The organism is Chitinophaga fulva, from assembly GCF_012927205.1.
Taxonomy (GTDB): domain Bacteria; phylum Bacteroidota; class Bacteroidia; order Chitinophagales; family Chitinophagaceae; genus Chitinophaga; species Chitinophaga fulva.
The window spans coordinates 3,825,033-3,840,639 of record NZ_JABBGC010000001.1; the positions used below are offsets into that span (position 1 = coordinate 3,825,033).

Consider the following 15,607-nt stretch of genomic DNA (forward strand, 5'->3'; position numbering starts at 1 on the left):
AGCATTATGAACAGATTCATTAAGCAGATACTTGCTTTCTCCCTGAAGAATAAATATTTCATTTTTTTTGCCGCCGGCGTGATGGCCATTGCAGGCTATCTCAGCTTTAAACAGATAGGGGTGGACGCTTTCCCGGACGTGACCAATACCACGGTGACGATCATCACCCAATGGCAGGGGCGCAGCGCAGAAGAAGTCGAAAAATTCGTGACCCGTCCCATCGAAATAGCGATGAACCGGGCGCAGAAAAAAACACATATCCGTTCCTCCTCCCTGTTTGGGTTGTCGGTCGTGAAAGTGATCTTTGACGATGATGTGGACGATACTTTCGCCCGGCAACAGATCAACAACAACATCGCGTCGGCCAACCTTCCGGAAGGGGTGGACCCGGAGATAGAACCACCTTACGGGCCTACCGGCGAAATTTACCGTTACACGCTCGAAAGCAGCAAACTGAATATTGAGCAACTGAAAACCCTGCAGGACTGGGTGGTGGAACGCAACCTGCTGGCCGTGCCTGGCGTGGCGGATATTGTGAGCTTCGGTGGTGAAGTGAAAATTTACCAGGTGACAATGAACCCTGATAAGGCCGTGCAGTACGGCATCACCGCACAGGAAATGTTTCAGGCGCTTTCCAAAAGCAATATCAACGTAGGGGGCGACGTAATCGTCAAAAACGCGCAGGCATACGTGGTGCGCGGTATTGGGGTGCTCAATAATGTGGAGGAAATCAAAAATGTGATCGTAGACCATATTGGCGGCACGCCCATCCTCGTAAAAGATGTGGCCGATGTATCGGTGGCCGCGCTGCCACGTCTGGGGCAGGTGGGCCGCGATCGCGACAATGATATGGTGGAAGGCATTGTGGTGATGCGCAAAGGGGAGAACCCTGCCAACGTGATCGTGGAGCTGAAGAAAAAAATAGAAGAACTGAATACCCGCATCCTGCCCGACGATGTGAAAATTAAAACGTTCTACAACCGGGAAGACCTGATCGATTTCTCCACCCATACGGTGTTGCACAACATGATCGAGGGCATCATTTTCGTGACGGTGATTGTTTTCATTTTCATGGCCGACTGGCGCACAACGGTCATCGTGGCGGTAGTGATACCATTGGCATTGTTATTTGCCTTTATCTGCCTGAAGTTGAAAGGCATGAGTGCCAACCTGCTCTCTATGGGCGCTATCGACTTTGGTATCATCATAGATGGCGCCGTAGTGATGATGGAAGGGATTTTTGTGGTGCTGGACAGGAAAGCGCACCAGGTGGGCATGGAGCGGTTCAACCGGCTGAGCAAGCTGGGCATGATCCGCAAAGCCTGCATGGAAAACGGTAAAGGCATTTTCTTTGCCAAACTGATCATCATCACTGGGTTGCTGCCCATCTTTACTTTTGAGAAAGTGGAAGGGAAGATGTTCTCCCCGCTGGCGTGGACGTTGGGTTTTGCGCTGTTGGGCGCACTGATACTCACGTTTACGCTGGTACCAGCTATGGCTAGTGTGCTGCTGCGTAAAAACGTGAGAGAGAAAGAAAATTTCTTCCTGAAATTTGTAAACCGTACTACATCGCGCCTGTTTAATTATACCTTCCATCACCGCCGGCTGGTGTTCACCTTTTCGATGATTGTATTGATAATAGGACTGTACTGTTTCCGTTTTCTGGGGACGGAGTTCCTGCCGCAGCTCAATGAGGGCGCCATCTATATCAGGGCAACCGGCCCGCTGAGCACTTCCCTGGAGGAGTCGGTAAGAGTGGCCAATGAAATGCGCAAAAAAATATTGGTGTTCCCGGAAGTGAAACAGGTGATGTCGCAAACGGGCCGCCCCAATGACGGTACCGATGCTACTGGCTTTTATAATATTGAGTTTCATGTGGACATCTATCCGCAGGACGAATGGAAGAGCGGGATCTCCAAAGAAGAGCTCATTCGCAGGATGAATGCCAGGCTGGACGGGACGCCCGGCGTGACGCTCAATTTCTCGCAGCCTATTATGGACAACGTGGAAGAAGCGGTGTCCGGTGTAAAAGGTTCCATTGTGGTGAAGCTTTTTGGAGATGATTTTAAGACCGTCGAAAAACACGAAGAGCAGATCGAGAAAATCCTCAAAACCGTGAAGGGCATTGAAGATTTGGGTATCATGCGCAATATTGGCCAGCCGGAGCTGCGTATCAACCTGAACCAGCAAAAGATGGCGCTCTATGGCGTTACCACAGAAGACGCCAACTCAGTGATCGAAATGGCGATCGGTGGTAAGGCGGCCACCAAAATATATGAGGGCGAAAGGAACTTTGATCTGCGTATCCGTTACCCGGAAGGCTTCCGGGAAGATGAAGTGGCTATTGGCAATCTGTCCATTCCCACGCTGCGGGGCAACAAAATACCGTTGAAGGAGATTGCCGATATCAGTCATATTATTGGTCCGAGTATGATTTACCGCGACAAGCACCAGCGTTACGGGGCGATCAAGTTTTCCGTGCGTGGCCGCGACCTTGGCAGCACTATTGCCGAAGCCCGGCGGAAGGTGGACGAGCAGGTAACGTTGCCTAAAAATTACTTCCTGGAGTGGGCCGGTGACTTTGAAAACCAGCAGCGTGCCACCAAAAGGCTCACGCAGGTGGTACCTATCAGCCTGTTCCTGATTTTCCTGTTTCTCTTTATCCTGTTTGGACGGATGAAAGATGCCCTGCTGGTGCTGAATAACGTACCGTTTGCGATCATTGGTGGCATCTTCTCATTGTGGCTCACGGGCATTAACTTCAGCATTTCCGCTGGTATCGGGTTTATCGCTTTGTTTGGTATCTGTGTGCAGAATGGTGTGATCCTGCTTACCAAGTTCAAAACGAATATCAGAGGGATGCACCAGTATTCAGACAGCCTTTTGGCGCAGGCCATACATGATGGGGTAGAGTCGCGTATACGGCCTGTGATCATGACGGCCATGATGGCCGCCATTGGGTTGCTGCCGGCTGCGATGAGCCATGGTATTGGTTCAGAGACCGCGCGGCCATTGGCCCGTGTGGTGATCGGAGGTTTGATCACCGATACCTTGTTCAACCTGTTTATCTTCCCGATTGTGTTTTATTGGGTATATCGCAGGATGTTGAGAAAAGCAGAAGCGTAATAGTCTGGTTGGTTGTTTTATAAATGAGAAAAGCCGCGGAGCGTTCGTCTCTCGCGGCTTTTTTGTATATAGTATGTTTTGTTATTATTTTTTTTCGGGCGATTCAGGAGCCTTTGTGAGATCGTCCACGCCAGGCTGTCCTTTTTGTTCGGCTATCTGGTTCACCGTTTCAGTTTTCTCTTTTTGTTCATCTCCCAATAGGATAGCCCACGGGTTCATATAATCCACGCTTTCACATACTATTTTGATGATGGCGATGATCGGGATAGCGAGGAACATACCGGGGATGCCCCATAACATGTTGCCCATTACCACGCCGATGATGGTCACCAGTGCGTTGATCTTCACTTTGGAGCCTACGATGCGGGGGAGAAGCACGTTGCTGTCCAGCAGGTGAACGAGGAACAGGGAGATGCCTACCTGTAAAGCAGCTATAGGCGTGCCCGTAGTGAGGGTGACCAGCATGCTGATGATCAGGGCCGTAAAAATGCCGATATAGGGGATGATATTGAAGATGGCTGCCATTACCCCCAGCAGGATAGCGTATTTGATGCCGAGAATCAGGAATACGGTGGTGTTGAGAACGGCCACCACGACCATTTCTATCATCAGGCCGCCCACATAGCTTTTGATGATAAAGCGGGTACGGGCGAGCACGTCGAGCAGGGTGTCGCGGTGTTTGTCCTGGAACAGTCTTACGAGGAAGGTCACCAGCAGTTTGCGGTAAAACAGCATAAAGAAGGAATACAGCAGGACAAAAACCACGAAGATGATCAGGGAAGACACTGATAAAAAGGTCTGGCTGATGAAGCTGGTGGCTGTGCCCAGTGTTCCGAGGGCGGCCTTTTGCAGGTAGCTGAGCTGAGCGTTGGAACTGATATGGAATTTATGGTCAATCCATTCCTGCAGGGAGGTGACCGTGTCCAGCAGTTTCTTTTCGAGCTGCGGGAAGTCGGCGATGAATGCCTGCATCTGTGTGCCCATGGCGAGCATGATCAGGAGGATGACGATCACAAACAGCAGTACAGCGATCGCGGCGGCCAGTCCACGGGGAAATTTGTGTTTTTCCAGGAAGTAGGTTACCGGCAATAGCATAATGGAGATGAGGAATGCAAACAGCAGGGGGATAATGATCCCACTGGCTGTATGGGCGATATACACCAGTAAAATAAGCGATAAAAGGGTAAAGGTAAGCCTCGCGGTAAAAGGGAGCTTAAACTCGGTCATGGGTTTGCGTTTACTCAAATTTATTAAAAATCATATGTTTTTGCATGTGAAATTATCTAATGCCGGATTTCACTACCTAAAAAGCGATGCATTTGTTATTTTGTTGCAAACGCTGGAAAAAAATTGCCCTTTATGAAAAAACTATTGACCATGCTATTGCTGCTGTTAGGCAGCGCTGTACTGTTCCCGTCTTCTTCCACCGCCTTACCGAAAGATACGTTGCCTGTCCGTGGTTTTTGCATCGCTGCACCCACGGGGGCCGGACTGGCGCCATTCCTGAAATTTATCCGGGAAGAGCTGGCACCGCGGCATATCAACACGCTGGTGCTGCGGGTGGATTTCAACTATGAGTATACCTCTCACCCTGAGCTGCGCGACCCTGGCGCGCTGACGAAAGCCCAGGTAAAGGAGCTGGTGCAGGTATGCCGGCAGCACCAGATACAGCTGATCCCGCAGATCAACCTGTTGGGCCATCAGTCCTGGGCCGGTACCACGATGAACCTGTTAAAGGTGTATCCTGATTTTGATGAAACCCCCTGGGTGAAAATGCCGGCCAAATATGAATGGCCTAATGCCGATGGCCTGTATTGTAAGAGTTATTGCCCGTTGCATCCGGGTGTCCACAAAGTGGTATTTGAGCTGGTGGACGAAGTCCTGGACGTGTTTGAGGCTACCGCGTTCCATGCTGGCATGGACGAGGTGTTTTACATCGGGGAGGATAAATGTCCGCGTTGCGGCGGCCGCGACAAAGCAGAGCTGTATGCTGGTGAAGTATGGACCATCCGCAACCATCTGGCGCAGAAAGGCCGTACCTTATGGATTTGGGGCGACCGCCTGCTGGATGGCAAAACAACCGGTATGGGCATGTGGGAAGCCAGTATGAACAATACACACCGCGCCGTGGACCTGGTGCCTAAAGACATTATGATCTGTGACTGGCACTATGAGCGTCCTGACAAGTCGCCGGTTTATTTTGCGTCCAAAGGATTGCAGGTGATCACTTGTCCGTGGCGGATGCCGGATAATGCGGTAGCGCAACTGAAAGACATGTATGATTTCCGTAGTACCGCCACCAAGGAGATGAAACCCCGTTACCAGGGTATGATGCAGACCGTATGGTCAGATGCCGGCCATTTCCTGGATGAGTTCTATGGCCGTGGCAAACCGCAGAAAGATACAGTCAACACAAGCGCCAACTGCTTCCGTGCCATATTCACGAAATAAGGAAAACAAAATCATAAAAAGCTCAGGGCTGGTCAAAAGATCAGCCCTGTTGCATTTCAGTATCTTTGTCGCTGCTGAAGAAAACAGCATAAATACCTATTCGCAAATAAGCAACGAAAATCACAAGGCGGCCAAAAAAGCCGCCCCTGTTGCATTAATATCTTCTTTTGCCGTGATAGAAAACTGAACAATATCGTAGCCCAGGGCTTCAGCCCTGGGGACTAATAATGTTTGCGAAGCAACGGAATATAAATTTCGCAGGCGGAGGTGCCATTGAGCACCATAAAGAAGTGGTTGCCGCTCATTTTGAAATTTCCTTCCTTACAGTTCTGGTTAATGAAATTGTACATGGGGATGCCTGCTGTGGCAAAGTCCATGGGGACGGGGAGCCGCAGGTAGGTGCCGCCGGGGATGCGTTTGCGCATCAGGTAGCCGTAGTTGTCGTCCATGTATTGGTGTGCCACGGCAGCATGGAGCGGGATGCTAAGGCCGGCGTAGATGGATATTTTTTCGTAGTCGGTGACTGGTACTGAGTCCAGCGTGCCGGTGATGATTTTAGCGGTAGCTATTTCTATTTGTCCCAGTATTTTGTTGAAGGCGTTGTAGTACTGGTTCATTTTGGCGATCATTTCACCGATCGGGTTCTGGCCGCGGGACAGCAGGGAATAGTACAATACGGAGTCGGGGAGTTGTACCCTTTCGCCGCGGTCGTACCGGAAGAAGTTTCCGAATATGTCTGTACCTGCCGTGGTGGTGATGGTTTCAATGATCTGGATGGTCCTTTTTTCGTTGGGTAGTTCAGCGATGCGGCGGAACTCTTTGGGGCTTTCCTTAAAATGTTGTTTGAAAGCCTTGCTGAAAGCTGCCGTGGTAGCGTATCCGCAAAGGTCGCTGATGATGCCGATGGAGTGGCCGCTATGGCGCAGGAGGCCGGCGGACAGTTCCAGGCGGTGGCGTTTTACGTAGTGCCAGAAAGGTTCTCCCATGTAATCGGCGAAGTTGTGATAGAAATAGGAGTAGGAGATACCAAGGCGGTCGGACACATCTTTGATACTGAAAGTATCGCCTACGTGATCGTCCGCAAAGGACATCCCCTGCAGGGCAAGATGCTCCAGTTGTTGTTTGGTGATAACAGCAGTTTTTGACATACTCGATTTTTGGTTACTTCACGGGATGGGTGATTCGCTTACTTCCTTATTAAAAATGGGCACGGATGTATTAAAGTTATCTTCCAAGTTAATTTTTTTTGACCGTAACCCGTTTGTTTTTTTGAGAAAAAAAATTACAGGTTGATAACCAATATTGTATGATCTAAAAAGTGAAACTATTTTGATCATATGGAGATTTTCTGCTATTGATTTACCCCGATTTTACCCACTGGTTGATTCAAAAAAAGCCAGAATGGACAACTTTTTGTCCGGTTGATTTGATAATTTTAGGCATAGGGCTATATCCAGCTAACCACGATTAAAAGACATTGCAACGCTTTATTTCCATCCGATCTTCCTTCTTATCAATCCTGTTATCGGGTTGTGCCGGCCGTGACGCCATCCAGCAGGGTGCCGCGTCATCACAGACTGCCGGCAGCGGTACGTCATGGGCACTGTATATACTGGTGCCCTTGTTTGTATTGCTGGCAACTGTGTTGCTGATATGCTGGATGGTGATGGTACGCCAGCGCAAAGCCTTGTTGCTGGCGGAGGTGAACCTGCATCAGCAGGAGATACGTTCTGCCTCACTGGTATTTCAGCTACGGGAAGCCACCCGAAAGTGCAAAGCGTTAGAGCATAAAACGGCTACCTCTCAGCCACATAAAAATTCCGGCAGGTCCCAGCCGGAAGATGACGATGATTTCCCCGACATGTAATGACAGCCATCCATCTATTTTTTGGGGTATATTTACCTGTATTTCAGTAGGTTTGTTGCCATGCAAGTCATTTTCCAGATTACATCTGCTGCCCCGGATGCCCAGAAAGCTTTGTTGGGCCAGCTTAATAACCTGTTACAATATTATACCGACCGGCAATCCCGTATAACCGTGGAGGTAGCCGTGCACGGCGACGCTTATCCGTTATTGTTTACGGCTGATAATCCATTTGCAGATAAAGTAAAAGACCTGCATACCCGGTCAGTACGCTGGCTGATTTGCCAGAATACGATCAATGGCAAACAGCTGAAGATGGAGCAGTTGCTGCCTTTTGTGGAGGTAGTACCGGCGGCTGTAGCCCATCTGGTGGAGCGGCAGACAGAGGGTTGGTCCTATATCCGTTGCTGATGTTATTTTCCGGATTTGTTTTTCACAGCGTATTACTTAATTGGTTTATTAGTTTATTTTTACATCTTTAATAGTTTATTGGGAGAGAAGACTTTATTTTTGAGAACTGTTCACCAAATAAAACTGTTCATTAAAACGTTAAATAGATCAGGACTAACCTCTTAAAACCAAAATACTTTGAAATTCAGAAAATTTGCCGGAATACTGTTGTTATCCATGGCAGTACCCTTTTTTAGCTTTGCGCAGGATTGGCATATAGGTGCTTTTGCCGGTATTTCCAACTACAGTGGTGATCTTGTTCAACAGAAGGTAGACCTGAAATACACCCGGCCGTCACTGGGTCTGTTGGTAAGAAAAGATATTAACCGTTACCTGACATTAAGGGCCGGTTTCACATGGGGCATTGTTGCCGCCGCCGACAGTACCAATGCTGAGCCTAGTCTGGTAGCGCGTAACCTCAGCTTTAAAAGCAATGTTTTTGAAGGCAGCCTGATTGCTGAAATCAACTTTCTGGACCTCGATGAAAAAGGGTTTACGCCTTTTGTGTTTATCGGTGTAGGTGGCTTTGGATTTGATCCTACAGCCAAAGACATATCCGGTAACGTGGTACGTTTACGTCCGCTGGGCACAGAAGGGCAGGGCCTTCCCCAATATCCGCAACGCCAGCCTTATGATCTTTTTGCCTGGTCTTTCCCGATGGGCGCTGGTGTAAAAGCGATCCTCAACGACAAATGGACCCTCGGGTTTGAAATAGGGCTGCGTCCTACTACGACGGACTATCTCGATGACGTGAGCACCAATTACGTAGATCAGAACACCTTGCTGGCATACCGTGGCCAGAAGGCGGTTGATATGGCTTTCCGCGGTGATGAGCTGACCGGCAAACAAACACCGGGTGTGTATCCGCCGGATGGCACTAAACGTGGTTCCGCCAAATATAAAGACTGGTATGCTTTCTCTGGTCTCACCATTACCTATCGCCTGGGCGGTGGTAGCGGATGGGGTAAAGTAAAGGCAACAAGATGTCCGATATTACGATAACCGTAACTGTGATGGCCATGATTATTGCTGATTCACCTGATTCACGAAGACCTGAGCGATAACAAGATTTAGGATTAACGAATTTATTATACACTTGAAGCCTCTGTGATTTTTTATCACAGAGGCTTTTTTTATACAAAAAAAATAGCGGAGGAATACCTGTAGTTCGCTTATATCTTCGTGAATCAGGCGAATCAGCAATAATCATGGCCATCACAGTTATGTTATGGCATAGAGTTTGTCTTTGTTCTCCCGACTTTCAACCCCCAATAAAGTCCATTTATAAACTGTATCCCGGCCCTTCAAAGCCGGGATTTCTTTTGTGGTAAAGGGATTGGTATTATTGGCATAGTTGTTGAATTTAGTTGTTTAAACAGGTAAAGAATCGCAAATGCCAGCTTAAAGTAACAGCAGCATGGTTCAGAAATCGCGGAGAGAGTAACGAAACACCACACCGTAAAATAAGCTGGTCTGCATTCTCCTGTAAAGGTCAAATCGAAGTGTCATGAAGAAACTACTATATGCAGCGACCGTGGTAATGTTGGCAGGAACGATGAGCCTTTCTGCACAACACCGGCCACCGGCACCACCGTTTCCGCCGCCGCCTCCACGGCATCTTCCGCATCCGCCTTTACCACCAAGGCCGCCGTTTCCGCCAAGACCGCCGAGGCCTCCGTTTCCGCCGCATCATGTACACCGGCCACCAAGGCCACCGATGCCGCCTCACCGGAGACACTACAAAAAACACAAACATTATAAACACAGATACAGCTATGCCGGATATCCTGGCGCCCAATATGCCTCTAATTCCGTCGTTACACTGTATAGCTTGTAGTACACCGCAACATTTATTTACCAACCGATCTTAACAAAAACCGAGAAACATGAAAAAAGTACTGCTGATGATGCTGCTCCTGGGAGGTACCGTAGCTACCACCTACGCCCAGAGAGGCTGGGACCGCGGAAGAGGCTGGGGCCACGGCCATGAAAAACATTACGACAAATGGGAACGTAAACACTGGAAAGACAGGGATTGCCGCCGATGGGATGATGACGACTGCTATCGCCCGAGAAGAAGGGTAGTATACGCTGAACCGGCTTATTATCCTGTACCGGTGCCTGTTCCTCCACCACCGCCAAGACCTTACTACGCACCACGGCCCAGAGCAGTGTTCCATGCTGGCGTAACCATCGTCAATTGATAACTGAGATCAGATAAATGAGATGCCTCCCGGTATTATTCCGGGGGGCATTTTTTATTGCGGCGCGGTATGTTTACTTTTGTTGACTGGTTTATTTAGATAATTTAACAATGGCATATAAAAATCTCAGGCACTTTATAGAGAAGCTGGAACAGGAAGGAGAACTGCAGCGCATCAGCACATATGTGGACCCGAAGCTCGAAATAGCGGAAATCACCGACAGGGTAAGTAAAATGCCCGGTGGAGGTAAAGCCCTGCTATTTGAAAATACCGGTTATGATTTTCCGGTGCTGATCAACTCCATGGGCAGTTACAAACGTATGTGCATGGCATTGGGCGTACAGGAGCTCGACGATGTGGCCCGTGAAATAGAAGACCTGTTTAAAATGCTGTCCAAACCCAAGGAAAGCATCCTCGATAAACTGGCCATGCTGCCCAAACTGGGACAATTTGCTTCCTGGATGCCTAAGGTCGTAGGCGGAAAAGGCGCCTGCCAGGAAGTGGTCATGGCCAACCCGGACCTCGGCAAACTGCCGGTGCTTACCTGCTGGCCTAAAGACGGCGGCCCGTTTATCACCCTCCCCGTGATCCATACCAAAGACCCGGTTACCGGCAGCCGTAACGTAGGCATGTACCGGATGCAGGTGTTTGAAAAAGATATGACCGGTATGCACTGGCATAAACATAAAGTTTCCGCCAAACACTTCATGGAGTATAAAAAACTGAACAAACGTATGCCCGTGGCCGTAGTGCTGGGTGGCGACCCTGTTTATACCTACTCCGCCACCGCGCCGCTGCCGGAAAACGTGGACGAATACATGCTGGCAGGTTTCCTCCGCAAGAAAAAAGTGGAGCTGGTAAAATGTATCACCCAGCCGGAGATTGAAGTGCCCGCAGATGCCGATTTTGTTATTGAGGGATATGTAGACCCCGGTGAAGAACTGATCTGGGAAGGGCCTTTCGGGGACCATACCGGCTACTACTCATTGGCCGACTGGTACCCACGCTTCCATGTGACTGCCATTACCCACCGTAAAGATGCCGTTTATCCGTCGACGATAGTAGGCATCCCACCGCAGGAAGATGCCTGGATAGGTAAAGCCACCGAACGTATTTTCCTGGCGCCCATCAAAATGACGCTGGTGCCGGAAATCATTAATATGGAAATGCCGGTGGAAGGCGTGTTCCACAACCTTGTGATCTCACAGATCAAAAAAGACTACGCCGGACAGGCACAGAAAGTGATGAACGCCATGTGGGGCGCCGGTCAGATGATGTTCAACAAGATTCTTGTTGTCAGTGATGAAGGTGAAAGTATCACCGACTATAAAAAACTGGCGCAGTACGTGTTCCGCAACCTCAATCCGGCTACGGACATTTACCTGAGCCAGGGCCCTATGGACGTGCTGGACCACTCCTGCTCCAAAATGGGCTTCGGTGGTAAAATGTGTATCGACGGTACCCGGAAGTATGAAGAAGAAACTGATAACGCTTACCAGCAGGCGCCAGCACCGAAAACGCTGGATGTTGCCCTCATCATGCAGCAGTTCCCCGAGATAAAAGGTATCAACAGCAGCCTGCTGGCAATAGATATTCCTTGTATTCTGGTATCTGTACAAAAGAACCGTCCTTTCCATGTAAGGGAACTGAATGAGCAGCTGTATACTTTGCCGGCGCTGGCAGGTATCAAGATGGTGCTGTATGTGGAGCATACGGTGGATGTAACGGACCTGGCCTCTGCCTTGTGGCGTTTCTGCAATAACATGGACCCTAAGCGTGACAGCTTTGTGATCCGCCAGCCTGCCGGCAATGGCCGCTATATTGGCGCCATCGGTATGGACGGTACGCTGAAGACCAGACTGCTGGATAACTTTGAGCGGGACTGGCCCAATATCATCGTGGCCGACGACGATACGATCCGTAAAGTGGACGCTCTCTGGAAAGACCTGCAAATAGGGCCTTTCGTGGCTTCTCCCTCTCTTAAATACAAACATCAGATCTATGGCGAAGAAGCTGTGGTGGAGCAATAGCATGGTGCTATTGTTGCTGCTGGCAGGCGGTTTGTCCGCTGCCGCGCAGGTACGCCCTGCCGATTTCAGGATGCTCGACAAACTGGCCGGCACCTGGAAAATGAGGACCAAACTGGGCGCTGTGGTGGAGACGTGGTCACGCACCAACGACTCTACCTGGACAGGCAGGACCTGGCGTGTAGCCGGCGCCGATAGTACGCTGCAACAGTCGGTGGAGCTGGTGCGCCGCGGCAACGAAATCTTTTTCATTCCCGTTTATGAAGGTCGTACGGCTACCACGCCTATCCGGCTTAAGCTGCGGGTGCTGAAGGAGATCGGCTTTGTAGCGGAGGACCTGGCGAATGATTTCCCGCGGAAAGTGACGTACCGTTTTAAAGATGCCGAACACCTGGACGCCCGGGTGGAAGGTAAGCGGGACGGAACAACGGAGGAGTATATATTCCCGTATCAGCGGGCAGATTGAAGATAACAACCTGGCATAAACGAAAAAAGCGAAGAACCGGAAAGGTCTTCGCTTTTTTCGTTTATGATAATGTGCTTATTTATGGATTTCGGACGTGAAGTTGAACTGTATGTCCGGGTTGTTGGTCCTTTCGGTGTTGAGGTACCATTCGGACTGGGCCAGGTATACGAGGTGACCGTCTTTGTCTTCCACGATGTTGGCGGATTTGAAGCGGATGAAATCTTCGATTTTGTCTTTGGGACCGGTGATCCAGCAGGCCTTGTAGAAAGGCAGTGAGTTGAACTGGGCGGCGGCGCCGTATTCCTGCAGGAGGCGGTATTGGATTACTTCGAACTGGAGATCGCCTACGCAGCCGATGATTTTGCGGTTGCCGCCGTGCTGGGTAAACAGCTGGGCCACCCCTTCATCTGTCAGCTGGCGAATGCCTTTTTCGAGCTGTTTGGTCTTCATCGGGTCTTTATTGACCAGTTCCTTGAACAGTTCAGGAGAGAAGCTGGGGATACCGGTGATGAAGAAGTTTTCGCCTTCGGTGAGGGTATCACCGATTTTGAAGTTGCCGGTATCGAACAGACCTACCACGTCGCCGGGGAAGGCATCGTCCACGATATTTTTTTCACGCGCCAGGAAGCTGTAAGGGTTGCTGAAGCGCACATCCTTATCGAGGCGAACGTGATGATAGAATTTGTTTCTTTCGAATTTACCCGAGCATACGCGCAGGAAGGCGATACGGTCGCGGTGGCGGGGATCGAGGTTGGCGTGGATTTTAAAGATGAAGCCGCTGAATTTATCTTCATGCACATCGATTTCGCGGGAACTGGCTTCACGGTTGCGCGGTGTGGGGGCTATTTCCACGAAGGTGTCCAGCAGGTCTTTCACCCCGAAGTTATTGACAGCGCTGCCGAAGAAGACCGGTGCGAGTTTACCTTGCAGGTATTCTTCTTTATTGAAGGTATCGTATACGCCTTCGATCAGTTCCACGTCGCCACGCAGCTGCGCTGCATCGTTTTTGTCGAAGTGTCCGTCCACGAAGCTGCTGGTGAGATCGGGGAGGGCCACTACGTCCTCATCGGTCGCTTTTTTATTGGGCTGGAAGGCTACGAAGCTTTTGTCGTACAGGTTGTATACCCCTTTGAAGTCCTTACCCATGTTGATGGGCCAGCTGAGGGGTCTTACGCGGATGTTCAGTTTTTCTTCCAGTTCATCGAGCAGGTCGAAGGGATACTTACCGTCGCGGTCCATTTTGTTAACGAAGATGATCACGGGCGTATCACGCATGCGGCATACTTCCATGAGTCTTTCCGTTTGTGCTTCCACCCCTTTTACGCAGTCGATCACCAGTACCACGCTGTCCACCGCGGTGAGGGTGCGGTAGGTGTCTTCCGCAAAGTCCTTGTGACCGGGGGTATCGAGGAGGTTGACCAGGATATCGCGGTATTCAAAGGTCATAACCGAAGTAGCTACGGAGATACCTCTTTGCCGTTCAATTTCCATGAAGTCGGAAGTAGTGTGCTTCTTAATTTTATTGGACTTCACCGCGCCGGCCGTCTGGATAGCGCCGCCGAACAGGAGGAATTTCTCTGTAAGCGTGGTTTTACCGGCATCCGGGTGGGCGATGATAGCAAAGGATTTTCTTTTATTTATTTCGTTGACGTACTTCATATAGAACCAAAAAATGGCTGCAAAGGTAACTAATTTTTTTTTCCGGCTATATTTCGTGTTTATTGGCGAGGTGTGTGCCTATAAATCCGTTAAATTTGGAATATGATAGCTACCCTTAAAATATTACTGAGCAGTTTGATGATGGCTGTAGATGAGCTGCGGGTGAATAAGCTGCGTACCTTTTTGTCGTTGTTGGGCATCACCATCGGCATTTTCTGCATTATTACGGTTTTTACGCTCACCAACAGCCTGGAGCGGAACGTCCGTAGTGACCTTGCCGCGCTGGGCGACGATGTTATTTACGTCCAGAAATGGCCGTGGGGAGGTAATGGGGAGTATCCCTGGTGGAAATACATGAACCGGCCAGTACCGGAGTATAAAGATTTCCGGACTATCCAGGACAAGGTGCAGAGTGCCAGTTACGTAGCTTTCAATTTCGATGTTTCCTCCAAAAAGGTGGAGTATGGGGATGATTATATGGAAGGTGTGACGATGATGGCTGTCAGCAATGATTTTGACAAAATACAGCAGATGCAGATTGTGCAGGGGCGTTTCTTTGCCAATACGGAGAGTAACAGCGGCACTAATGTGGCCATTTTGGGGGCTACCGTATGGGATGGGCTTTTCAGTTCACCGGAGCAGGCCCTGGGTAAGAGTGTACGGATCATGGGGCGGGAAGTAAAGATCATTGGGTTGCTGAAGAAAAAGGGGGAGAGCATGATAGGCGGGCCCAATTTTGATAATGCGATCGTGTTGCCTTACCGGTTTGCGCGCACGTTGGTAGACGAGCGGCGTTATGCAGACCCTTACATACAGGTAAAGGCCAGGGCAAACGTGTCTATGAGCCAGCTGAAGGACGAGCTGCGGGGTACCCTGCGGGCATCGCACCGGCTGAAACCCAGGGAGGAGGATGATTTTGCCCTGAATGAGATCAGTTCCGCCAGCGAGAGCCTGAACTCTATCTTTGGCGCCATCAATGTGGGCGGCTTTTTCATCGCTATTTTTGCCCTGATTGTAGGGGCCTTCGGGATTGCCAATATTATGTTTGTAACGGTGAAGGAGCGGACCAGTATTATCGGTCTGAAGAAAGCCGTTGGGGCCAGAAGGGGCATTATTTTGGCGGAATTTCTCATGGAAGCCGTTGTTTTATGCCTGATTGGGGGATCTTTAGGGCTGGTGCTGGTATATCTCTGTACAGTTGTCATAAATTTGGCAAGTACCTTCCAGATGTATTTGTCCCTGAACAATGTTGTCCTGGGGCTGTCCATTTCTGCGGGGGTAGGTATCCTGGCCGGCTTTATACCTGCATATTTTGCCAGCAAACTGGACCCGGTAGTGGCGATCAGGAGCAATTAATGAT

At 49.8% G+C, this 15,607-nt stretch carries 13 protein-coding genes; 10 read left to right on the plus strand and 3 right to left on the minus strand.

All coding sequences use genetic code 11. The features are described 5' to 3' along the window. The first annotated feature begins 6 nt into the window (after window positions 1–6). Window positions 7–3,126 carry an efflux RND transporter permease subunit gene (locus HHL17_RS15570; protein ID WP_169225606.1) on the plus strand — a complete coding sequence of 1,040 codons (3,120 nt, stop codon included), beginning with the start codon at window positions 7–9 and terminating at the stop codon, window positions 3,124–3,126. Between the two features lie 84 nt (window positions 3,127–3,210). Here HHL17_RS15570 and HHL17_RS15575 read toward each other — a convergent pair whose 3' ends face one another. Then, window positions 3,211–4,353, minus strand: a complete 1,143-nt coding sequence (locus tag HHL17_RS15575; RefSeq protein ID WP_169225607.1) for an AI-2E family transporter — start codon at window positions 4,351–4,353, stop codon at window positions 3,211–3,213. Between the two features lie 132 nt (window positions 4,354–4,485). Between HHL17_RS15575 and HHL17_RS15580 the strand changes: the two genes are divergently transcribed. Next, window positions 4,486–5,577, plus strand: a complete 1,092-nt coding sequence (locus HHL17_RS15580; RefSeq protein WP_169225608.1) for a family 20 glycosylhydrolase — start codon at window positions 4,486–4,488, stop codon at window positions 5,575–5,577. A 221-nt stretch (window positions 5,578–5,798) separates the two neighbouring features. On the opposite strand, the gene HHL17_RS15585 is transcribed toward HHL17_RS15580, so the two are convergent. Continuing rightward, window positions 5,799–6,725: a helix-turn-helix transcriptional regulator gene (locus tag HHL17_RS15585; RefSeq protein ID WP_169225609.1), complete on the minus strand. Its 927-nt coding sequence runs from the start codon at window positions 6,723–6,725 to the stop codon at window positions 5,799–5,801. Window positions 6,726–7,054: 329 nt separating this feature from the next. Here HHL17_RS15585 and HHL17_RS15590 point away from each other — a divergent pair, with 329 nt between their 5' ends. The 7 genes from HHL17_RS15590 to HHL17_RS15620 all read left to right on the plus strand — a co-directional run bounded on the left by HHL17_RS15590 (window position 7,055) and on the right by HHL17_RS15620 (window position 12,588). Further along, entirely contained in the window at window positions 7,055–7,444 is a 390-nt protein-coding gene (locus tag HHL17_RS15590) for a hypothetical protein (protein WP_169225610.1), read from the plus strand. A 60-nt stretch (window positions 7,445–7,504) separates the two neighbouring features. Then, window positions 7,505–7,852: a DsrE family protein gene (locus tag HHL17_RS15595; protein WP_169225611.1), complete on the plus strand. Its 348-nt coding sequence runs from the start codon at window positions 7,505–7,507 to the stop codon at window positions 7,850–7,852. A 177-nt stretch (window positions 7,853–8,029) separates the two neighbouring features. Further along, window positions 8,030–8,893 (plus strand): type IX secretion system protein PorG, encoded by an 864-nt coding sequence (porG, locus tag HHL17_RS15600; protein WP_169225612.1) that lies wholly within the window; start codon window positions 8,030–8,032, stop codon window positions 8,891–8,893. A gap of 505 nt (window positions 8,894–9,398) precedes the next feature. Then, on the plus strand, window positions 9,399–9,728 hold the full coding sequence (locus HHL17_RS15605; RefSeq protein WP_169222783.1) for a hypothetical protein: 330 nt from the start codon (window positions 9,399–9,401) through the stop codon (window positions 9,726–9,728). Between the two features lie 49 nt (window positions 9,729–9,777). Further along, window positions 9,778–10,095 (plus strand): hypothetical protein, encoded by a 318-nt coding sequence (locus HHL17_RS15610; protein WP_169225613.1) that lies wholly within the window; start codon window positions 9,778–9,780, stop codon window positions 10,093–10,095. A 110-nt stretch (window positions 10,096–10,205) separates the two neighbouring features. Then, window positions 10,206–12,125: a menaquinone biosynthesis decarboxylase gene (locus HHL17_RS15615; protein ID WP_169225614.1), complete on the plus strand. Its 1,920-nt coding sequence runs from the start codon at window positions 10,206–10,208 to the stop codon at window positions 12,123–12,125. Next, complete coding sequence (locus HHL17_RS15620; RefSeq protein ID WP_169225615.1) at window positions 12,097–12,588, plus strand: DUF6265 family protein; 492 nt, start codon at window positions 12,097–12,099, stop codon at window positions 12,586–12,588. The genes HHL17_RS15615 and HHL17_RS15620 overlap by 29 nt, the downstream gene beginning before the upstream one ends. Window positions 12,589–12,663: 75 nt before the next feature. Here the strand turns inward: HHL17_RS15620 and HHL17_RS15625 are convergent, their stop codons facing one another. Then, window positions 12,664–14,247, minus strand: a complete 1,584-nt coding sequence (locus tag HHL17_RS15625; protein WP_169225616.1) for a peptide chain release factor 3 — start codon at window positions 14,245–14,247, stop codon at window positions 12,664–12,666. Between the two features lie 102 nt (window positions 14,248–14,349). Between HHL17_RS15625 and HHL17_RS15630 the strand changes: the two genes are divergently transcribed. Further along, the gene (locus HHL17_RS15630) at window positions 14,350–15,603 is read left to right on the plus strand and encodes an ABC transporter permease (protein WP_169225617.1); all 1,254 of its coding nucleotides are present in this window, start codon (window positions 14,350–14,352) and stop codon (window positions 15,601–15,603) included. Window positions 15,604–15,607 lie beyond the last annotated feature (4 nt).